At 70.6% G+C, this 18,745-nt stretch carries 17 protein-coding genes, 1 other RNA gene and 1 pseudogene; 11 read left to right on the top strand and 8 right to left on the bottom strand.

Annotation, left to right across the window (positions count from 1 at the left end):
- Nucleotides 1-387 (top strand): annotated as a pseudogene (locus tag A9O63_RS16830) (ribonuclease E/G); the annotation flags it as partial.
- A gap of 228 nt (nt 388-615) precedes the next feature.
- Here A9O63_RS16830 and A9O63_RS16825 read toward each other — a convergent pair.
- Nucleotides 616-843 (bottom strand): sulfurtransferase TusA family protein, encoded by a 228-nt coding sequence (locus A9O63_RS16825; RefSeq protein WP_069332961.1) that lies wholly within the window; start codon nt 841-843, stop codon nt 616-618.
- Between the two features lie 144 nt (nt 844-987).
- Here A9O63_RS16825 and A9O63_RS16820 point away from each other — a divergent pair, with 144 nt between their 5' ends.
- Nucleotides 988-1,734: a cytochrome c biogenesis CcdA family protein gene (locus A9O63_RS16820; protein WP_002719288.1), complete on the top strand. Its 747-nt coding sequence runs from the start codon at nt 988-990 to the stop codon at nt 1,732-1,734.
- Between the two features lie 28 nt (nt 1,735-1,762).
- On the top strand, nt 1,763-2,989 hold the full coding sequence (locus tag A9O63_RS16815) for a hypothetical protein (RefSeq protein WP_069332960.1): 1,227 nt from the start codon (nt 1,763-1,765) through the stop codon (nt 2,987-2,989).
- Here the strand turns inward: A9O63_RS16815 and A9O63_RS16810 are convergent.
- The 7 genes from A9O63_RS16810 to A9O63_RS16780 all read right to left on the bottom strand — a co-directional run bounded on the left by A9O63_RS16810 (nt 2,971) and on the right by A9O63_RS16780 (nt 8,129).
- On the bottom strand, nt 2,971-3,192 hold the full coding sequence (locus tag A9O63_RS16810; protein WP_002719290.1) for a ribbon-helix-helix domain-containing protein: 222 nt from the start codon (nt 3,190-3,192) through the stop codon (nt 2,971-2,973). The two genes, A9O63_RS16815 and A9O63_RS16810, sit on opposite strands and share 19 nt — an antisense overlap.
- Entirely contained in the window at nt 3,189-3,392 is a 204-nt protein-coding gene (locus tag A9O63_RS16805) for a DUF4169 family protein (RefSeq protein ID WP_069332959.1), read from the bottom strand. The genes A9O63_RS16810 and A9O63_RS16805 overlap by 4 nt, the downstream gene beginning before the upstream one ends.
- A complete protein-coding gene (gene fumC, locus A9O63_RS16800; protein ID WP_069332958.1) occupies nt 3,392-4,786 on the bottom strand; it encodes a class II fumarate hydratase in 1,395 nt (464 codons plus the stop codon). The genes A9O63_RS16805 and fumC overlap by 1 nt, the downstream gene beginning before the upstream one ends.
- Before the next feature lie 168 nt (nt 4,787-4,954).
- A complete protein-coding gene (locus tag A9O63_RS16795) occupies nt 4,955-5,413 on the bottom strand; it encodes an SspB family protein (RefSeq protein ID WP_069332957.1) in 459 nt (152 codons plus the stop codon).
- 102 nt (nt 5,414-5,515) lie between these two features.
- Nucleotides 5,516-6,172 carry a DUF1194 domain-containing protein gene (locus tag A9O63_RS16790; RefSeq protein ID WP_069332965.1) on the bottom strand — a complete coding sequence of 219 codons (657 nt, stop codon included), beginning with the start codon at nt 6,170-6,172 and terminating at the stop codon, nt 5,516-5,518.
- Nucleotides 6,173-6,214: 42 nt separating this feature from the next.
- Nucleotides 6,215-6,569, bottom strand: a transfer-messenger RNA (tmRNA) gene (gene ssrA, locus A9O63_RS16785).
- 513 nt (nt 6,570-7,082) lie between these two features.
- Nucleotides 7,083-8,129: an ABC transporter substrate-binding protein gene (locus A9O63_RS16780; protein ID WP_069332956.1), complete on the bottom strand. Its 1,047-nt coding sequence runs from the start codon at nt 8,127-8,129 to the stop codon at nt 7,083-7,085.
- Between the two features lie 341 nt (nt 8,130-8,470).
- Between A9O63_RS16780 and A9O63_RS16775 the strand changes: the two genes are divergently transcribed.
- The 8 genes from A9O63_RS16775 to A9O63_RS16740 all read left to right on the top strand — a co-directional run bounded on the left by A9O63_RS16775 (nt 8,471) and on the right by A9O63_RS16740 (nt 18,715).
- Complete coding sequence (locus tag A9O63_RS16775) at nt 8,471-9,709, top strand: aminotransferase class V-fold PLP-dependent enzyme (RefSeq protein WP_069332955.1); 1,239 nt, start codon at nt 8,471-8,473, stop codon at nt 9,707-9,709.
- A 151-nt stretch (nt 9,710-9,860) separates the two neighbouring features.
- Nucleotides 9,861-11,276, top strand: coding sequence for a DNA photolyase PhrA (phrA, locus tag A9O63_RS16770; RefSeq protein ID WP_167354635.1), 1,416 nt, complete (start codon nt 9,861-9,863; stop codon nt 11,274-11,276).
- A gap of 33 nt (nt 11,277-11,309) precedes the next feature.
- Nucleotides 11,310-12,521, top strand: a complete 1,212-nt coding sequence (locus A9O63_RS16765) for an SAM-dependent methyltransferase (RefSeq protein WP_069332954.1) — start codon at nt 11,310-11,312, stop codon at nt 12,519-12,521.
- A 25-nt stretch (nt 12,522-12,546) separates the two neighbouring features.
- Nucleotides 12,547-12,987: a tellurite resistance protein TrgA gene (gene trgA / locus A9O63_RS16760; protein WP_069332953.1), complete on the top strand. Its 441-nt coding sequence runs from the start codon at nt 12,547-12,549 to the stop codon at nt 12,985-12,987.
- A complete protein-coding gene (gene trgB / locus A9O63_RS16755) occupies nt 12,984-14,072 on the top strand; it encodes a tellurite resistance ADP-ribose pyrophosphatase TrgB (RefSeq protein ID WP_069332963.1) in 1,089 nt (362 codons plus the stop codon). The genes trgA and trgB overlap by 4 nt, the downstream gene beginning before the upstream one ends.
- 342 nt (nt 14,073-14,414) lie before the next feature.
- A complete protein-coding gene (locus A9O63_RS16750) occupies nt 14,415-15,449 on the top strand; it encodes a cysteine synthase A (RefSeq protein WP_069332952.1) in 1,035 nt (344 codons plus the stop codon).
- A 3-nt stretch (nt 15,450-15,452) separates the two neighbouring features.
- Nucleotides 15,453-17,996, top strand: coding sequence for a DUF3772 domain-containing protein (locus A9O63_RS16745; protein ID WP_069332951.1), 2,544 nt, complete (start codon nt 15,453-15,455; stop codon nt 17,994-17,996).
- On the top strand, nt 17,996-18,715 hold the full coding sequence (locus A9O63_RS16740) for an alanyl-tRNA editing protein (RefSeq protein ID WP_069332950.1): 720 nt from the start codon (nt 17,996-17,998) through the stop codon (nt 18,713-18,715). The genes A9O63_RS16745 and A9O63_RS16740 overlap by 1 nt, the downstream gene beginning before the upstream one ends.
- Nucleotides 18,716-18,745 lie beyond the last annotated feature (30 nt).

The following is an 18,745-nucleotide window of genomic DNA, read 5'->3' as shown; positions in this document are numbered from 1 at the left end:
GCCCCGCGCAAGCGCACCCGGACGCGCAAGCCGAAGGTGACCGAGGAGGCTCCGGCCGAAGCCGCCGCCGAGGCGCCCGCGGAAGCCCCGGCCGCCGAAGCGCCTGCCAAGGAGCCGAAGAAGCCCCGCACCCGCACGAGCCGCAGCCGCAAGACGGCTGCCGCCGCGGAGGCCGCTCCCGCGGTCGAGGTGGCCGTGACGGTCGACGAGACGCCGGCGGAAGCCTCGCTCGAGATCGCCCAGGCGACGGAGACGGCCCCAGATACGGCGCCCGTCGCCGAAGCGGCCGAGACGCCTGCGCCGCAGCCCGAGCCGGTGGCCGAGGAAGCGGGCGAGGGCGAGGACAACAAGCCCAAGCGTCGCGGCTGGTGGTCGATCGGCCGCTGATCTCCAGAGACTGACACAGGGGCGCCTCCGGGCGCCCCTGTTCGTTCCCGCGGGAGCCGATGCGAGGCACGCGCGGTGGCCCACGCCCGAGCAGGCGGGGTCCGATGCGAGGCACGCCCGGTGGCCCACCGCCCGAGCAGGCGGGAGCCGATGCGAGGCACGCGCGGTGGCCGAGCGCTCGAGCAGGTGGGGTTCCGGGGCTTCGCGATCTGCGGGGAGGCCGGCGGGTCAGCCGCGGCGGATGAGCCAGATGCTCTCGGCGCCCACACGGTCGCAGGACAGAACCTCGTGCCCGGCCTCGGCGCAGAAATGCGGCAGGTCGATGACCGCCATCGGATCGGTCGCCGTCACCCGCAGCACCCGGCCCGGCCCCATGGCCATCAGCCGCTTGCGGGCGCGCAGGACGGGCAGGGGGCAGAGCAGCCCCGCGCAGTCGAGATCCTCGTCGAACTCCATCGCCGTCTCCAGAGGTTGCGCCGGATCAACGCGCGCGGCCTGTATCCGCGCGATACGCCGGGGGCCGATCCACGTCAATGTGAGACGCGCCCCCGTGACGGGGCGGCGGCGAGCGGCTAGGAGAGGGACAAAGAGGGAGCCAAGATGTTCGGACTGGACCTGATCGACGCAGGGCTGCTGCCGGCGATGCTGATCGCGCTGGTGGCGGGGGTGCTCTCCTTCCTCAGCCCCTGCGTGCTGCCCATCGTGCCGCCCTACCTCGCCTATATGGGCGGCATCTCGATGAAGGAGCTCAATCAGGGCGCCCGGCGCGGGCCGCTGATGGCCGCGCTCTTCTTCGTGCTGGGTCTCTCGACGGTCTTCCTCTTCCTCGGCTTCACGGCTTCGGCCTTCGGCGCCTTCTTCCTGTCCAATGCCGAGACCTTCGCCACGCTCGCGGGCGTCATCGTCATGGCCTTCGGGGCGCATTTCGTGGGGGTCTACCGCATCCCCTTCCTCGACCGCGAGATGCGGATGGATGCGGGCGACCGCGGCGGCTCGGCCTTCGGCGCCTATGTGCTGGGCCTCGCCTTCGCCTTCGGCTGGACACCCTGCATCGGCCCGCAGCTGGGCGCGATCCTGACGCTGGCCGCCTCCGAGGCGAGCATCGCGCGCGGCACCACGCTGCTGGCCATCTATGCCGCGGGTCTCGGCATCCCCTTCCTGCTCGTCGCGGCCTTCTTTCCGCGGCTCACCGGCGTCATGGGCTGGATGAAGCGCCATATGGAGCGGATCGAGCGCATCATGGGGCTGCTGCTCTGGACCATCGGCCTTCTCATGCTGACGGGCGGCTTCTCGAGCTTCTCCTACTGGTTGCTCGAGACCTTCCCGGCGCTGGCCCGGCTGGGGTAATCTGCTCCTGTCGTGACGGGAGCGGACGATGGACCTGCTGGCGGAACCGAAGCTGAAGCGACCTTTCCGGCGGCGGGTGTTCCTCATCCCCGGCGGCGAGGCGGTGTCGCCTGCCTTCTACCGGGAGCTCTATCTGCGGCAGGGCGCGGCTCAGGCCGACCTTGCGGAGATGGCGCTTGCGCTGCGCCCGGGGCGGGGGCCCGCCTCCTGGCGCGTCTCGGGCGCGATGGAGGCGGGCTTCTGCGAGACCGAGGTCGAGCTTCTGCCCTGGGCCGATCTCGTGCCCGGAGCGGCGGGGCAGGCGATCGGCCCAGGGCTCGCGGGCAGGATCGGCACGCTCTGGATCTATCTCGCCACCGGCGCGCTCCTGCGCCTCTTCAAGCTGCGGCCGGTGGCGGTGCTGGCCCTTCTGGTGCCGCCTGCGGTGCTCTCGGTGCTCGCCGTGCTGGCTCTGGCTGCGGGGCTGCTGCTCGCAGAGGCGCTGGCCGCGCTGATCTGGCCGCCCGCAGGCTGGCTCGCGGGCCTCGTGCTTGCCGGCGTCCTCCTCCTGCGGGTCCGCTTCCCTCCGCTGCCGCTTGCCGATCTGGGGCTGCTGGCCCGGCAGCGCGGGGCCCTGCCGCCCGCCCTCGCCGAGCGGATGGGCCGCTTCCGCGCCGTCCTCTCGGAGGCGCTGCGGAGCGAGTGCGACGAGCTCCTGGTGGTGGGCCATTCCACGGGCGCGGTCCTCGCCGTCTCGCTCATGGCCGATCTCCTGCGCGGCGGATTGCCCGCCCACAGGCCGGCGCTTGCGCTCCTGACGCTGGGCCAGCGCGTGCCCCTTCTGTCCTTCCTGCCCGAGGCCCGGCGATTCCGGCGCGATCTGAACGCGCTGGCGGCCGCGGCGGAGCTGACCTGGATCGACGTGAGCGCGCCCGAGGATCCGCTCTGCTTCGCGCTCTGCGATCCGGTCTCGGTGTCGGGCGTGGCCCCGGAAGGAAAGCTCTGGCCGCTGGTGATCTCGGCCGCGCTTTCGGAGACGCTCTCGCCCGCGCGGAGGCGCAGGCTGCGGGGCCGGCCGGGGCTGCGCCATCTGCAGTATCTCTGCGCCTATGACCGGGCGGGAGACTACGATGTCTTCCGCGTGACCGCCGGGCCGAAACCGCTGGCCGAGCGATTCCGCGGCCGGGCGCCTTCGCGGGGGCGGATCGACCGGGCGAGCTCGGGCCATGTGACGATGGGCGCGCCGCGCGCGGAGGCTCAGCGGCCGGTGCGGTAGTGGCGCAGCACGAAGACGCGGAGCGCGGAGGCGAGGCCCACCTCGGGGTCGCGCGCCTCGTCCACTTCGGCCGCGAGCGCATTGAGCGGCAGGCCGCGCTCGGCCGCGATCTCGCGGAAGGCGCGCCAGAAGTCGGCCTCGAGCGAGACGCTGGTCCGGTGGCCCTTCAGGGTCAGCGAGTGCTTCTCCGGGCGGCCGTTCATGGATCGGTGGGCTCGTCGGGCGCGTCCGTCTCGCGGCGGTGGCCCTCGAGATGCGCCCGGGCCTTTTCGGCCCGGGTCTCCTCCAGCATGCGCTCGGCCCTGGTGCGGCCGTGCTTTGCCGCATTCTCGTCGCCCTTCCGGCGGCGGGCGTCACGCTCCGCCGCCTTGCGCTTCGCGCGAAGGTTGACGATCTCGGCCATCAGCCCTTCGGCCCGATCATGTCCTCGGGGCGGACCACGCGGTCGAAGGTCTCGGCATCGACGAGACCGAGGGCGATGGCCTCCTCGCGCAGGGTCGTGCCGTTCTTGTGCGCGGTCTTGGCGACCTTGGTGGCATTGTCATAGCCGATGGTGGGGGCCAGCGCCGTCACCAGCATCAGGCTCTCCTTCATCAGCTTGTCGATCCGCGCCACGTTGGCCTGCGTGCCCACCACCATGTTGTCGGTGAAGCTGCCCGCCGCATCGCCCAGAAGCTGCATGGATTGCAGCACGTTGTAGGACATCATCGGATTGTAGACGTTCAGCTCGAAGTGACCCTGGCTGCCCGCGAAGCCGATCGCCGCGTCATTGCCCATGACATGGGCGCAGACCATGGTCAGCGCCTCGGCCTGCGTCGGGTTCACCTTGCCCGGCATGATCGAGGAGCCCGGCTCGTTCTCGGGCAGGATCAGCTCGCCCAGACCCGAGCGGGGCCCCGAGCCCAGAAGCCGCATGTCGTTGGCGATCTTGAAGAGCGAGGCCGCGACCGTCTTCAGCGCGCCCGAGAACATGACCATCGCATCGTGGGCGGCCAGCGCCTCGAACTTGTTCGGCGCCGTGACGAAGGGGAGGCCGGTGATCTCGGCGATCTTCGCGGCCACGCGGCTGTCCCAGCCCTGCCGCGTGTTGAGGCCCGTGCCCACCGCCGTGCCGCCCTGCGCCAGCTCGTAGATGTCGGGGAGGCAGGCCTTCACGCGGGCGATGCCCTTCTCGACCTGCTTGGCATAGCCCGAGAATTCCTGCCCGAGCGTCAGCGGCGTCGCATCCTGGGTGTGGGTGCGGCCGATCTTGATGATGTCCTTGAATTCTTCCGACTTGGCGAGAAGGGCCGCATGGAGCTTCTCGAGCCCCGGCAGCAGCACGTCGCGCGCCATCATGCCGATGGCCACATGCATGGCGGTGGGGAAGGTGTCGTTCGAGGACTGGCCCATGTTCACATGGTCGTTCGGATGGACGGGCTTCTTCGAGCCCATCGTGCCGCCCAGCATCTCGATGGCGCGGTTCGAGATCACCTCGTTCGCATTCATGTTCGACTGGGTGCCCGAGCCGGTCTGCCAGACGACGAGCGGGAAATTGTCGTCGAAGCGGCCCTCGATCACCTCGGTCGCGGCGGCGGCGATGGCCTGGCCCAGCTCTTCGGGCATGTCGCCCTGGGCGATGTTGACGAGCGCGCAGGCCTTCTTGATCACGCCCAGAGCCCGGACGATGGCCACCGGCTGCTTCTCCCAGCCGATCGGGAAGTTCTGGATCGACCGCTGCGTCTGGGCGCCCCAGTATTTGTCGGCGGGAACCTCGAGCGGGCCAAAGCTGTCGGTCTCGGTGCGGGTTGCAGTCATGCGCAAGCTCCTTGATTTTCCCGCAAGCTCTTAGGCAAGACGGGCGGGAAAATCAATCGGCATGCCATCGCATACGGCACCGGCGCGGGGGCTGCCCGCCCCCGTCTCCGGCAGGGCCGGAGACTCCCCCGGGGATATTTGGGCAGAGTGAAAGCGCGCGGGCCTGCGCTACTTGCGGAACTTGTCGAGGCTCACGACCTGCGCGTCGTGGCGCGGCGGCTCGTCGTCGCCGTCGGGATCCTCGTCGCTGCCCGCTTCCTCCTCCTCGTCCTCCTCGTGGGTTTCGAACCGGAGGCCGAATTCCACGGACGGGTCGACGAAGGTGCGCACGGCGTCGAAGGGGATGACCAGCGGCTCGGGCTGGTTGCCGAAGTTGAGCGTGACCGAGAAGCCGCGGTCGTCGGCGGAGAGGTTCTCGTACCAGTGCTGGATCACGACTGTCATCTCCTGCGGATAGCGCGCGCGGAGCCAGTCGGCCATGGCCACATCGGGATGGGTCGTGTCGAAGGTGATGAAGAAATGGTGCGCGCCGGGCAGCCCGTGCGCGGCCACATCCTCGAGCACGCTCTGGATCAGGCCCCGCATCGCGCGGTGCATGAGGTTGCCGTAGTCGATGGAACGCGCCATGCAAGATCCCCTGTCGCTTCGGGGCCAGCATAGGGGATTCGGTTCGGAAGAAAAGGGGGCGGCGCCTCGCATTTTCAGCCGGAAGGCGAACGGCGGGGCGGTTCAACCGGCGGGCTTGCCGAGTTCGCGCAGCAGTTTCTCGCGGATCGCCCGACGGTAGTCCTGAAGCCCGCGGGCGGTCAGCACGAAGCCCGTCCGGGTGATGGCCCAGCGGTCGTAGAAGGCGGTGATCGGGGACGAGGCGCCCATGTCCTCGATGGCGATGGCGTTGATCTCGACGGAGGCGGCCTCGGCCGCGCGGCGGGCGCGGGCCACGGTGAAGCCCGCATTCTCCGGCCCGTCGCCCGAGATGTCGATGACCCTGCGCCGGCAGTCGGCCACGGCCGCGAACTGCGCGAGCGAGAAGGAGATGGCCTCGCCCACCGCCGTGTCGGAGGCGGTGAAGGCCCGTGGCAGGGCGCGGCTCGACCGGGCGAAGGCCGCCACGTCGGAGGGTGTCAGCATCCGTCGCCAGGGCAAGGCCAGCGCCTGCCGGCCCACCCCCGACCAATGGACGATGGCGAGGGCGCTCTGGCCCGCGAGGAGCAGGTCGGCCACGGCCGGGTCGGAGAGGGCGAGGGCCAGCCCCTCCGCCTGCAGCGCATATTCGCCGCGGTCGATCGAGCCCGAGACATCGATGGCGAGAAGGAGGGCGGTGTCGCAGGCGCGCGCCGGCCCGGGACAGGCGAGCGACAGGGCGAGGGCGAGCGCGCGGATCATGGCGCGCAGCGTGGCGCGGGCCGGGTCGCAGGGCAAGGAGGAAGTGCAGGTTTCTGTTGCCAGGTACCTGCGAACCCCGCCTTACGCGGCTAAGCGCAAGGGCTTAAGTTTCGATAACTCGAACTGCTTACGCAGCCAGAGCCACCGGAGCACGGTTGTCGTTGGCAACTGTACTTTTCGGACCGATAACGGTGGTACCTCACCGGGACAAAGCCAACCCCTTTAGACGTTCGTCGATCCTGTTTCGGCCCCCTCCGCCCCCAACGAGGGACTGTTGGTGGAGCCGCCGGGTACCGCCCCCGGGTCCGATCCGCTTATTACGAGCGCGTTTATGTCCATAGTCCGGGTTGCCCCGGACAGGCGGAATATAGGCGGGAGGGGCGGCCTCCGCAAGCGGCCGCAGGCGTGCCGGGGCGGGTCCGCGGGGCATGGGGCTGCGACCGGCGCGACCCGGGAAGGTGAAGGAGGCCGCGCTCGAGGCAGGGCGTCTGCGGGGGAGGTCTCGTGGAAGGGCACGGGAAGTGCCGCATTCCCGAGCGGCACCATGCGAAGGGGCACCAGAGCCGGTCCGCCACGGGCCGGGTGAAGAGCGAGGTCAGGCCGGGCGAGCGGAAGAGGGCCGGGAGGCCGCGGCGCCCGCAGATGGCGGGAGCGTCAACCGTTCTTCCGAACGGGTTCGGGAGCGGGACGGTGCTTGTGGCCCTCTGCCGGCAGCCGGCGCCCTGGCATGTCGGAGCGGCCGTCCGGTGCTCGGGCTTCCCGGTTCCGGCAGGTGCCGTGGAGGGGGCAAGGGCCGCGGGCCCTGGGGCCTGCGTCGCGCAACCGGGACGGCGGCGGGGATCCCGCCGCGGAGAAGGCGCGGCCGTCCCGCGCGGGTGCGGAGGCGGGCGCCGGAGCGCCCGCCAGCGGATCAGAAGCCCGCCTTGATCTTCTCGAACTCCTCGAGCATCCGGTCGCGCATCGCCGGGTCGAGCGGGGTCTGGGAAAGCAGCGTCGTGTCGACCGGGTCGAGATCGGCCTTCTTCAGCGCCTCGGGGGTGATCTCGGCCATGGCGGCCTCGTTCGTCAGCGCATAGCCGTGGCTTTCGAGCAGCGAGGCGGCCGAGGAATGGGCCAGCCACGAGTTGATGAAGTCGTAGGCCTTGTCCTCGCTGCCGGGCGCGTCCTTCATGTTGACATAGCCGCAGAACCAGGTGGCCGAGCCCTCCTTCGACTGACGCTGGAAGCCCACGGGGAAGCCCTCCTGCCGCATCAGCGCGATGGCGTCGTTCCAGGTCCAGGCGAGCTGCACCTCGCCCGTCGCCATCAGCTGCGCGAGTTCGGACGGGTCGGCCCAGTAGGCGCGGACATTCTCGTGCGCCTGACGCAGCCACTGGGCGCCGGCCTGGAACTGCTCTTCGGTCAGGTTGGTCCAGTCCGAGACGCCGGTGGCCAGAAGCGCCAGCGACCAGATGTCGTCGGTGTTGTCGGGCAGCGAGATCCGGCCGGCATATTTCGGGTCGAGGAAGGACTGCACCGAGGCCAGATCCTCGGCGGGCACGCTCTCGGTATTGTAGGCGATGGCCGTGTAGGCATAGTCGGTGGGGATGTACCACACGCCCTGATCGTCATTGAAGATCCGGGAGTCCTTGAAGCGCTGCGCGATGTTCTCGTATTCCGGGATCCGGCTCACGTCCCAGGGCTCGATCAGGCCCGCGTCGCGGTATTTCGAGACCATCTGCGAGCAGGGATGGGTCACATCCGACTTGAAGCCGGAGGCCACCTTCTGGAAGGCCTCGTCATCGTCGCCATAGAGCGCGTAGGTCGGCATCTGGCCGTTCTTCTCGATGTAGCTCTTCATCAGGCCTTCGCTCTCGAAGCCGGCCCAGTCGAAGACGATGAGGTCGGGATCGGCGGCAAGCGCGGGCAGCGCGACGAGGGCTGCGGCGCTGGCCAGGAGGGTGGTGCGGCGGATCATGTAAGCTCCTTGAAACATTGGTCTGCGACGGGTCCCGGGCTGGCCGGCCGATGGACGGACGCTAGAATAGGGGCGGTAGCGGCTCAAGCCTTTAATGCAGTCTGAGGGGCGGCACCGCGTCGGGGCAAGCGCGGGGCGCGCTCTTCACGCAGGCTTGTGCGGCGGACGGGCAGATCGTGGGCGGACCGGGGGAGGGCGACGGCGGGTGGCGGCGCCTTGGGGAGTGCAGCGGCCACGGCCCGGCCGGGCGCTCCGCCTCGGCCGTAAGGGGCGCGGTCGGAGGATGCCTTGTCTTGCAGCGGACGGATGGCTAGCCTCGGCCGGTCAGTCCCGGAGTTTGCATGACCTCGCTCGACATCGGCTTCGTCCGTTCCTGCTTTCCCGCCTTCTCGGAACCCGCGCTGGCGGGACAGGCCTTCTTCGAGAATGCGGGAGGCTCCTACACCTGTCGGCCGGTGATCGACCGGTTGAGCCGCTTCTACCGCCAGCGCAAGGTGCAGCCCTATGCGCCCTATGCCGCCTCGCACGCGGCGGGCGCCGAGATGGACGAGGCGCGCAGCCGCCTTGCCGCCCTGATGGGGGTGGAGGAGGACGAGCTGTCCTTCGGCCCCTCGACCTCGGCCAACACCTACGTTCTGGCGCAGGCGGTGCGCGGCTGGCTCGCGCGCAAGGGCGGGGCCATCGTCGTGACGAACCAGGACCACGAGGCCAACAGCGGCGTCTGGCGCAGGCTGGCCGAGGAAGGGATCGAGGTCCGCGAATGGCGCATCGATCCCGGGACGGGCCATCTCGATCCCGCGGGCCTGCCGCCGCTTCTGGCCGACGGGCGGGTACGGCTGGTCTGTTTCCCGCATTGCTCGAACGTCGTGGGCGAGATCAATCCGGTGGCCGAGATCTGCGCCACCGCGCGGGCGGCGGGCGCCTTCACCTGCGTGGACGGGGTGAGCTATGCGCCGCACGGGCTGCCCGACATGGGGGCGCTCGGGGCCGACATCTATCTCTTCTCGGCCTACAAGACCTACGGCCCGCATCAGGGGATCCTGCTGATGCGGCGCGCGGTGGCCGAGCTTCTGCCTGCCCAGGGGCACTGGTTCAACGCGGGCACGCTGTTCAAGCGCTTCACCCCGGCGGGGCCGGACCATGCGCAGGTCGCGGCCTGCGCGGGGCTCGCCGACTATGTGGATGCGCTGGCGGCCCATCACGGCGCGGGCGGGGCCCCGCCGCTCGAGCGGTCGCGCGCGGTGCACCGGCTGATGCGCGAGCATGAGATCCGGCTTCTGCGGCCGCTGCTCGATCAGCTGGCGGTGCGCAACGATCTGCGCCTGATCGGGCCGCGCACGCCCGAGACCCGTGCCCCCACCGTGGCGCTGGCGCTCGACCGGCCCGTGGCGCCCGTCGCGGCCGCTCTGGCCGCGCACGGGATCATGGCGAGCGCGGGCGATTTCTACGCCGTCCGTCCGCTCGAGGCGCTGGGGATCGACCCCGCCCGGGGCGTGCTGCGGCTGAGCTTCGTCCATTACACGTCGGAGGCCGAGGTGGCGCAGCTGATGCTCGCGCTCGACGCGGTGCTGGCGCGCTGAAGGCCGAGGGGGCGCGGGGGGCCGTCTGCCCCCCGGATCGGCCTCCGGCCGATCTCCCCCCGAGGATATTTCAACCAGAATGAAAGAGGTGGTGCGAGAGGATGATCCGGGAAGCGGGCTCGCGCGTAGCAGGGAGGAGACGAGAAAGGGCATGATGGCCGACGCTCCCCTGATCCTGTGGTTCCGGCGCGACCTGCGGCTGGCCGACAATCCGATGCTGGCAGAGGCGGCGGCCACGGGCCGGCCGCTGATCCCGCTGTTCATCCTCGATCCCGAGACCGAGGCGCTGGGCGCCGCGCCGAAATGGCGGCTGGGCCTCGGGCTGGAGGCTTTCGCTGCGGCGCTGGAAGGGATGGGCAGCCGGCTCGTGCTGCGGCGGGGGCCGGCGCTCGCTGTGCTCGAGGCGCTGGTGGCCGAGACCGGGGCTGCGGGCGTGCATTGGTCGCGGCTGTGGGAGCCGGACTGGCGGGCGCGCGACGAGGGGGTGAAGGCGGGGCTCCGGCGGGCGGGGATCGGGGCCGCGAGCCATGCGGGCCATACGATCTTCGAGCCCTGGGAGGTCGAGACCGGGCAGGGCGGCTTCTACCGGGTCTACACGCCGTTCTGGAAGGCGGTGAAGGACCGGCCCGTCGCGGCCTGCTCCGCGCCGCCCGCGCGGCTGCCGTCTCCCGCGGAATGGCCGGTCTCGGAGCGACTGGCCGACTGGGATCTGGGGCGGGCGATGAACCGCGGCGCGGCCGTCGTCGCGCCGCATCTGGCGGTGGGCGAGGCGGCGGCGGCGGAGCGGCTGGCGCGGTTCCTGAGCGGTCCCGTCGACCGATATGCCGCGGAGCGCGACCGGCCGGATGCGCCCGTGACCTCGCGCCTGTCGGAAAATATCACCTATGGCGAGATCTCGGCCCGCAGCCTGTGGCACGCCGGAATGCGTGCCCGCGCCGAGGGGCGGGCGGGGGCCGAGAAGTTCCTCCAGGAGCTTGTCTGGCGCGAGTTCGGCTGGCATCTGCTCTATCACACGCCCGAGATCGCGCGCCGCAACTGGCGTGCGGACTGGGACGGCTTTCCCTGGCGCGGCGACAATCCCGACGCGCTGCGCTGGCGGCGCGGCATGACCGGCGAGCCCTTCGTCGATGCCGCCATGCGCGAGCTGTTCGTGACCGGCACCATGCACAACCGCGCGCGGCTGATCGCGGGCAGTTACCTCACCAAACATCTGCTGACCGACTGGCGCGTGGGCCAGGCCTGGTTCGAGGAGTGCCTCGTCGACTGGGACCCGGCGTCGAACGCGCTCGGCTGGCAGTGGGTCGCAGGGTCGGGGCCCGATGCCTCGCCCTATTTCCGCATCTTCAACCCCGCGACCCAGGCCGAGAAGTTCGATCCCGAGTGTGCCTATCGCCAGAGGTTCCTTGCTGAAATCGCGCGCAGGCCCGGCCCCGAGGCGCTTGCCTTCTTCGAGGCGGTGCCGCGAAGCTGGGGCCTTGCGCCCGATCGATGCTACCCTCGGCCCGTCGTGGGTCTGGCGGAGGGGCGGGAGCGGGCACTGGCGGCCTACGGGCAGCGCAACAACTGAGACACGGCCCTCTGCCGACGAGGAAGGACAGGAATGACGGCTCTGACCAGCACGCGCGGGCAGCAGGATCTGCCGCGCTACTTCTCGCAGGTGCTCGACGTGATGCAGGGACTGCGCCACGGGCGGCTCGACTTCGTGCTCGACGACGGGCGGCGCTTCCGGGTGGAGGGGCAGGGCCCGGGGCCGGTGGCCGAGCTCGACATCCATGACGCGGACCTCTTTGCCCGCCTGATCCGCGAGGGCGACCTCGGCTTCTGCGAGGCCTATCTCGATGGCGGCTGGTCGACGCCGGACCTGCAGGCCTTCATGGATCTGATCCATGCCGACAATGACGATGTCTACGACGGCTTTCCCGGGCAGGGGCTGCTGCGCGCCTACGAGAACCTGCGCCACTGGCTGCGCGGCAATTCGAAGCGCCAGGCCCGCCGCAACATCGCGGCCCACTACGATCTCGGCAACGACTTCTATTCCCTCTGGCTCGACGAGAGCATGACCTATTCCTCGGCGCTCTTCCGCACCGGGCAGGAGAGCCTCGAGGAGGCGCAGCGGGCCAAATATGCCAGCATGGTCGACCGGATCGGCGCGAAGCCGGGCGAGCATGTGCTGGAGATCGGCTGCGGCTGGGGAGGCTTTGCCGAATATGCGGCGCGCGAGCGGGGGCTCCGGGTGACGGGCCTCACCATCAGCCAGGCGCAGCACGATTACGCGGTCGAGCGGATCGCGCGGGCGGGCCTGTCGGACCGGGTCGAGATCCGGCTTCAGGACTACCGCGACGAGCGGGGCAGCTTCGACGGGATCGCCTCGATCGAGATGTTCGAGGCGGTGGGCGAGAAATACTGGCCCGTCTATTTCCAGACCCTGCGCGAGCGGCTGAAGCCCGGGCGCAGGGCCACGCTGCAGATCATCACCGTGCAGGACAAACGGTGGGAGGTCTACCGGCGCGGGGTGGACTTCATCCAGAAATACATCTTCCCCGGCGGGATGCTGCCCTCGCCCACCGCGCTCCGGGTCGAGATCGCGAAGGCGGGGCTGCATGTGACCGAGTCGCTCGAGTTCGGCGAGAGCTATTCCATGACGCTGCGCCGCTGGCACGAGACCTTCAACGACCGCTGGGACCGCGTGGCGGCTCTGGGCTTCGACGAGAGGTTCCGCCGCATGTGGAACTTCTATCTCACCTCTTGCGCCGGCTCGTTCGAGGGCGGAAACTGCGACGTGACGCAGATCACCGTAACGCGGGCCGCGTAAGACGGCCCCCTCGGGCAGGACAGGAATGCCGACCGCCGCCAAACTCGTCGCCGCCCTGGCCTTCGCGGCCCTGGGCTATCTGGGGGGGCGGCTCTTCGCCGGAGAAGTGCCCGAGGGAACGCCCACCGCCCTCTTCGGCTCCTGGGGCGCGCTGGCGGGGCTTCTCTGCGGCTGGGCGATCTCGGGCGCGCGGGCCGGCCGGGGCTACTGGCCGGCGCTCGGGACGGGCGTGCGGACGGTGGTGACGGGGGTCTTTCTCGCTCTTCTCGGCTATTCCCTCTACATCATGGTGCTGCGCGCGATGCGGATGCTCTATGACGGGCCGATCGAGGCGCTGCTCGGGGTGTTCGCGCTGATGCTGGATCAGGCGCAGCTTCTGGCCAGGCCCGAGATCGTGGGCACGCTCGCGCTGGGCGGGATGATCGCGGGCAGTCTGACGGAATGGGCCGGGCGGCGGTGGAAATGAAACGTGTCTTTCTCTGCGGGCCGCTGGCCTCGGACGGCCTGCGGCAGCTGGTGCTGGGCTCTGCCCCGGACGGGGCGCCCGCGCGGCTCCTCGATCATGCCCTCGGGGCGGCGGGGGCCACGGTCTCGCCCCTGCCCGCGCCCGGCGCCTCGGTGGCGGGCCTCGTGATGGAGCTCGATGCCGAGGCGGGGGCGCGGCTCCTGCACTACCAGACCGCGACCGGCCACGAGGCCCGGACCCTTGCGGTGGAGGGCGCGCCGGCGCTTGTCTTCTTCGCCCCGCCCGAGGGGCTCGAGCCGTGGGACGAGGCGGCATGGGGCGCGCTCTGGGGGCCTATCGTCGCCGCCACGGCGGGCGATGTGATGGCCTTCTGGCCGGAGGTGCCGGCCGAGCGGATCGCGCGGCGCTACCGGCTGATGCTGGTGCAGGGCGCGAGCCGGGTGCGGGCCGCGGCCGATCCGGGACCGGCCCGGCGGCGCCACGCGGCGCAGCCCGGCGACGTCCGCATCGTGCGGCGCACCCAGCCCTATGCCAATTTCTTCGCGGTCGAGGAATATGACCTGTCGTTCCGCAGCTTCGGCGGCGGCATGAGCCCCACGCTCAACCGCGCCGTCTTCATCTCGGGCGATGCGGTGACGGTGGTGCCCTACGATCCCGTGCGCGACCGGGTGCTGCTGATCGAGCAGTTCCGCCCCGGGCCCCTCGGCCGCGGCGATGCCCAGCCCTGGCTTCTCGAGCCCATCGCGGGCCGGGTCGATCCCGGGGAAACGCCCGAGGCCGCGGCCCGCCGCGAGGCGGTGGAGGAGGCGGGGCTCGACCTCGGCGCGCTCCTGCCGGTGGCCTCCTACTATCCGACCCCGGCGGCCAAGGCGGAATATCTCTATTCCTATGTCGCGCTGGCCGAACTGGACGAGGGGATCGAGGGCATCTTCGGCATGGAGGGCGAGGGCGAGGACATCCGCGGCCACCTCATGTCCTTCGACGAGATGATGGCGCTGATCCGCTCGGGCGAGATCTGCAACGGGCCGCTTCTGCTCACCGCCTTCTGGCTCGACCGCGAGCGCCCGCGCCTGCGGGGCGCGTGACGAGCCGCCCCCGCCGGCATCGCGGCCGCCCTGCCGCCTGACGGCACCACCGCAAGGTCTCGGCCATCGGCTGCCCTGCGAGGCCGCCCCGAGGGCGAGGACGTCCTCCGGAGCGGCTTGCCCCCGGCGAGCCGGTCGGACGTGCGTCGCGGGCTCGGTCTCGGCTCCCCGACTAAGAGGGCTTTGCATCGTGCGGGCCGGGCCGGCAGGTGCGCCGTGGCCTGCCGCCCTGCTCCCCTGACCGGGCTGAAAGCCGCTGAACGCCGGCAAGCGTGATGGCGGCGGCGCTTGAGTTCGCCGGACCTGCCTCCTACACAGGGAGCCTCAGAAAGGACGGCCCCCATGCGCATCCATCGTGACCTTGCCGACGCGATCGGCAACACCCCCCTCATCCGCCTCCGCAAGGCGTCGGAGCTCACGGGCTGCGAGATCCTCGGGAAATGCGAATTCCTGAATCCGGGCCAGTCGGTCAAGGACCGCGCCGCGCTCTACATCATCCGCGATGCGGTGGCGAAGGGGCTCCTGCAGCCCGGCGGCACCATCGTCGAGGGGACGGCCGGCAACACCGGGATCGGCCTGTCGCTGGTGGGCGCCTCGATGGGCTTCCGCACGGTCATCGTCATCCCCGAGACCCAGAGCCAGGAGAAGAAGGACATGCTGCGCCTTGCGGGCGCGCATCTCGTTCAGGTTCCGGCGGCGCCCTACCGCAATCCGAACAACTACGTCCGCTATTCGGGCCGCCTCGCCGAGGCGCTGGCCCGCACCGAGGAGCGCGGCGCGATCTGGGCCAACCAGTTCGACAATACCGCGAACCGTCAGGCCCATGTCGAGACCACCGGCCCCGAGATCTGGGAGCAGACCGACGGCAAGGTCGACGGCTTCATCTGCGCCGTGGGCTCGGGCGGCACGCTCGCGGGCGTGGCCATGGCGCTGCAGCCCAAGGGCGTGAAGATCGGCCTCGCCGATCCCGAGGGCGCGGCGCTCCACAGCTTCTACACCGAAGGCACCTTCGAGGCGCCCGGCAGCTCGATCACCGAAGGCATCGGGCAGGGCCGGATCACCGCGAACCTCGAGGGGCTGACCCCCGACTTCAGCTACCGCATCCCCGATGCCGAGGCGCTGCCGATCATCTTCGACCTGATGCAGGAAGAGGGTCTCTGCCTCGGCGGCTCGTCGGGCGTGAACATCGCCGGCGCGATCCGCATGGCGCGCGAGATGGGGCCGGGCCACCGGATCGTGACCGTGCTCTGCGACTACGGCAACCGCTACCAGTCCAAACTCTTCAATCCGCAGTTCCTGCGCGACAAGGGGCTGCCCGTGCCGCAATGGCTCGACGAGGCGCCCCCGGCGATCCCTGCGGTGTTCGAGGATCTCTGACCCATGAAGGCCTTGCGTCTGATGCGGCTCTGGTTGGTCTGGGCCTGTCTGGCCTGTGCTGCGCTGCACTCCTTCGCCCCCGCCCCGGCGCTGGCGCAGGGCATCCTCGGGCCCGCGGCCTCGGCCGACGAGCTCGCCCCGCCCGATTACAAGCAGTGGGAGAAGACGGCGACCCGCGCCGAGCGCGAGATCGCCGACCGCGAGACCGACAGCGTCGCCTACGAGGCGATGCGCGGCTATCTGGTCGAATGGCGCGACACGTTCCTGCGGGCGCAGGGCATCAATGCCAGCCGCATCGCCTCGGTCCGGGGTCAGATCGACGCGCTGGGCCCCGCACCCGCCGAGGGCGCGACCGAACCCGACGACATCGCGCAGCGGCGCAAGGAACTGACCGAGCAGCTGGCCGAGCTGCGCGCTCCGGTCGTCTCGGCCGAGGAAGCCTATCAGCGCGCCGACGGGCTGATCCGCGAGATCGACCGCGTGGTGCGCGAGCGCCAGACGCAGGAGCTGCTGCGCATCTGGCCCATGCCGCTCAATCCGGCCAACTGGCCGGCGGCGGCCGGCGAGGTGAGCACCCTCGCCGTCGATCTGTGGAACGAGGGCGCCACCCGGCTCGCCTCGGAGCGGGCCCGTGCCACCGCGCGCGACAACCTTCCCGCGATCCTCGGCCTTCTGGCGGTGGGCCTTCTGCTGATCGCCCGGGGCCGGGCGCTGATGGAGCGGCTGACCCAGACGCTTCAGGATCAGGCGTCCGCGCGGGGCCGCAAGGTGGGCTCGCTGCTCGTCTCGCTGGGCCAGATCGTGGCGCCGGTGGCGGGCGTGATGGCCGTGAGCCATGCGATCAAGCTCTCGGCGATGGCCGGGCCGCGCACGACGCTGGTCGTCGAGGTGCTGCCCGCGGTCAGCCTCATCCTCTACGCGGCCGGCTGGCTGGCGGGGCGGGGCTTTCCCAAGAACGACCTGCAGACCTCGCCGCTGAACCTCTCCGAGGACCGGCGGCGCGAGGGCCGGTTCCACACCGCGATGTTCGGCGTCGTGATGGCGCTCGACGCGCTGCGCACCGTGGCGCTGCCGCCCGCGCGGGTGGGCGAGGCCGCGACATCGGTCATGGCCTTCCCGTTCATCGTGGTGGCGGGGCTTCTCCTGTTCCGCATCGGCCAGCTCATGCTCGCCAGCGTGCGCAACGATCTGAGCGACGACGAACCCTCGAGCTTCCGCAACAGCGTGATCGACCTTCTGGGCCGCGGCACCATCGCCATCGGCGTGATTGCGCCGCTGCTGGCGCTGCCCGGCTACATCGCCGCGGCGACGGCGCTGGTCTATCCGGCGGGCCTGACCCTCGGGCTGATCGGCGTGCTCTTCGTCCTCCAGACGCTGGTGGTCGATCTCTACGGCCTCGCCACCCGCAACGAGGACGGCGGGCGCGACGCGCTTCTGCCGGTGCTGATCGGCTTCCTGCTCGCGCTCGCCCTGGTGCCCCTGCTGGCGCTCGTCTGGGGCGCGCGGGTGGCGGACCTCACCGAGATCTGGGCCCGCTTCCGGGAGGGCTATCAGGTGGGCTCGACCCGGATCTCGCCCACGAGCTTCCTTCTGCTCGCCATCGTCTTCTCGATCGGCTACGGCATCACGCGCCTTCTGCAGGGCGCGCTGAAAAGCCAGATCCTGCCCAAGACCCGGCTCGATCAGGGCGGGCGCAATGCCGTCGTCTCGGGCGTGGGCTATCTCGGGATCATTCTCGCGGCCCTCGTCGCGGTCAATTCGGCGGGCCTTGACCTGTCGAACCTCGCCATCGTCGCCGGTGCCCTCTCGGTCGGCATCGGTTTCGGCCTCCAGAACATCGTCGGCAACTTCGTCTCGGGCATCATCCTGCTGATCGAGCGCCCGGTCTCGGAGGGCGACTGGATCGAGGTGGGCGGCGTGCAGGGCACGGTGAAGTCGATCTCGGTCCGCTCGACCCGGATCCAGACCTTCGACCGCACCGACGTGATCGTGCCGAACCAGGATCTCGTCGCCGGGCAGGTGACGAACTGGACGCGCTACAACATGACCGGCCGGCTGATCGTGCCGGTGGGCGTGGCCTATGGCAGCGACACCCGCCATGTCGAGCGCGTGCTGCGCGAGATCGCCGAGGCGCAGCCGCTGGCGATCCTCAACCCGCCGCCCTCCATCGTCTTCATGGGCTTCACGCAGGAATTCCTGAGCTTCGAGATCCGGGTGATCCTGCGCGACGTGAACTTCTCTCTGTCGGTGCGCTCGGACATCAACCACATGATCGCGAAACGCTTCGCCGAGGAAGGTCTCGGCCTGACCCATATGCCGCGCGACATCTGGCCCGCGCCGGAGCCCGAGGTGGAGAACGGCTTGACCGAGGAAGAGATGGCGGCGCTTCTGGTGGTGGAGCCGCAGCAGAAGCCGCAGAAGGACAATGTGCCGAAAGGCACCCATGCGGTGGACCTGCACCGCCAGACCGAGGAAGTGGAGGACGCGGACGGCGACGGGGATCCCGACGCCGACGGTGCCTCCGAAGGAACCGGGAGCCCGCGCTGATGACCGAACCGCTTTTCCGCACCGACCCCTACCTGCGCGAGGCCGAGGCCCGCGTGCTGGGCCACACCCCCGAGGGCGGCATCCTCGTCGACCGCTCGATCTTCTATGCCACGGGCGGCGGCCAGCCCGGCGACAGCGGCTTTCTCGACTGGGAAGGCGGGCGGATCGACGTGGCCACCGCGGTCAAGGCCGACGGAGGGCGCATCGCCCTCGTTCCGGCCGAGGCCGGTCCGCTGCCGCCGGAAGGCGCGTCCCTGCGCCAGAGCCTCGACTGGGAGCGGCGGCACCGGCACATGCGGGTGCATACGGCGCTGCATCTCCTGTCGGTCGTGATCCCGCTGCCCGTCACCGGCGGCCAGATCGGCGCCGAGCGCGGCCGGCTCGATTTCGACATGCCCGAGCCCCCGGCAGATCCCGCGGCGCTCGAGGCGGAGCTGAATGCGCTCATCGCCCGCGATCTGGCCGTGACCGAGGACTGGATCACCGACGAGGAGCTTCTGGCCGATCCCTCCATCGTCAAGACCATGTCGGTGATGCCGCCGACCGGTCAGGGCCGTGTGCGCCTCGTGCGGATCGGGCAGGGGGCGGAGCAGGTGGATCTCCAGCCCTGCGGCGGGACGCATGTGGCGCGCACCGGCGAGATCGGCCGCGTCCTCCTCGGCAAGATCGAGAAGAAGGGCCGCCAGAACCGCCGCGTGACCATCGCGCTGGCCGACTGAGGCGCGCGCCAGCCTGCGCGCCGGGGGCAG

It is taken from the genome of Cereibacter johrii (assembly GCF_001720585.1).
Taxonomy (GTDB): domain Bacteria; phylum Pseudomonadota; class Alphaproteobacteria; order Rhodobacterales; family Rhodobacteraceae; genus Cereibacter_A; species Cereibacter_A johrii.
The sequence above is the reverse complement of the archived record's forward strand: the minus strand, read 5'-3'. Positions and strand labels throughout refer to the sequence as shown.

Excerpts from the sequence above, each read along its gene's own strand:
- A9O63_RS16820 (WP_002719288.1), top strand. The coding sequence starts at position 988 with ATGTTCGGACTGGACCTGATCGACGCAGGGCTGCTGCCGGCGATGCTG.
- A9O63_RS16825 (WP_069332961.1), bottom strand. The coding sequence starts at position 843 with ATGGAGTTCGACGAGGATCTCGACTGCGCGGGGCTGCTCTGCCCCCTG.
- A9O63_RS16740 (WP_069332950.1), top strand. The coding sequence starts at position 17,996 with ATGACCGAACCGCTTTTCCGCACCGACCCCTACCTGCGCGAGGCCGAG.
- A9O63_RS16750 (WP_069332952.1), top strand. The coding sequence starts at position 14,415 with ATGCGCATCCATCGTGACCTTGCCGACGCGATCGGCAACACCCCCCTC.
- A9O63_RS16745 (WP_069332951.1), top strand. The coding sequence starts at position 15,453 with ATGAAGGCCTTGCGTCTGATGCGGCTCTGGTTGGTCTGGGCCTGTCTG.
- trgB (WP_069332963.1), top strand. The coding sequence starts at position 12,984 with ATGAAACGTGTCTTTCTCTGCGGGCCGCTGGCCTCGGACGGCCTGCGG.
- A9O63_RS16795 (WP_069332957.1), bottom strand. The coding sequence starts at position 5,413 with ATGGCGCGTTCCATCGACTACGGCAACCTCATGCACCGCGCGATGCGG.
- A9O63_RS16805 (WP_069332959.1), bottom strand. The coding sequence starts at position 3,392 with ATGGCCGAGATCGTCAACCTTCGCGCGAAGCGCAAGGCGGCGGAGCGT.
- A9O63_RS16810 (WP_002719290.1), bottom strand. The coding sequence starts at position 3,192 with ATGAACGGCCGCCCGGAGAAGCACTCGCTGACCCTGAAGGGCCACCGG.
- A9O63_RS16780 (WP_069332956.1), bottom strand. The coding sequence starts at position 8,129 with ATGATCCGCCGCACCACCCTCCTGGCCAGCGCCGCAGCCCTCGTCGCG.
- A9O63_RS16765 (WP_069332954.1), top strand. The coding sequence starts at position 11,310 with ATGACGGCTCTGACCAGCACGCGCGGGCAGCAGGATCTGCCGCGCTAC.
- A9O63_RS16775 (WP_069332955.1), top strand. The coding sequence starts at position 8,471 with ATGACCTCGCTCGACATCGGCTTCGTCCGTTCCTGCTTTCCCGCCTTC.
- A9O63_RS16790 (WP_069332965.1), bottom strand. The coding sequence starts at position 6,172 with ATGATCCGCGCGCTCGCCCTCGCCCTGTCGCTCGCCTGTCCCGGGCCG.
- fumC (WP_069332958.1), bottom strand. The coding sequence starts at position 4,786 with ATGACTGCAACCCGCACCGAGACCGACAGCTTTGGCCCGCTCGAGGTT.
- A9O63_RS16815 (WP_069332960.1), top strand. The coding sequence starts at position 1,763 with ATGGACCTGCTGGCGGAACCGAAGCTGAAGCGACCTTTCCGGCGGCGG.
- phrA (WP_167354635.1), top strand. The coding sequence starts at position 9,861 with ATGATGGCCGACGCTCCCCTGATCCTGTGGTTCCGGCGCGACCTGCGG.
- trgA (WP_069332953.1), top strand. The coding sequence starts at position 12,547 with ATGCCGACCGCCGCCAAACTCGTCGCCGCCCTGGCCTTCGCGGCCCTG.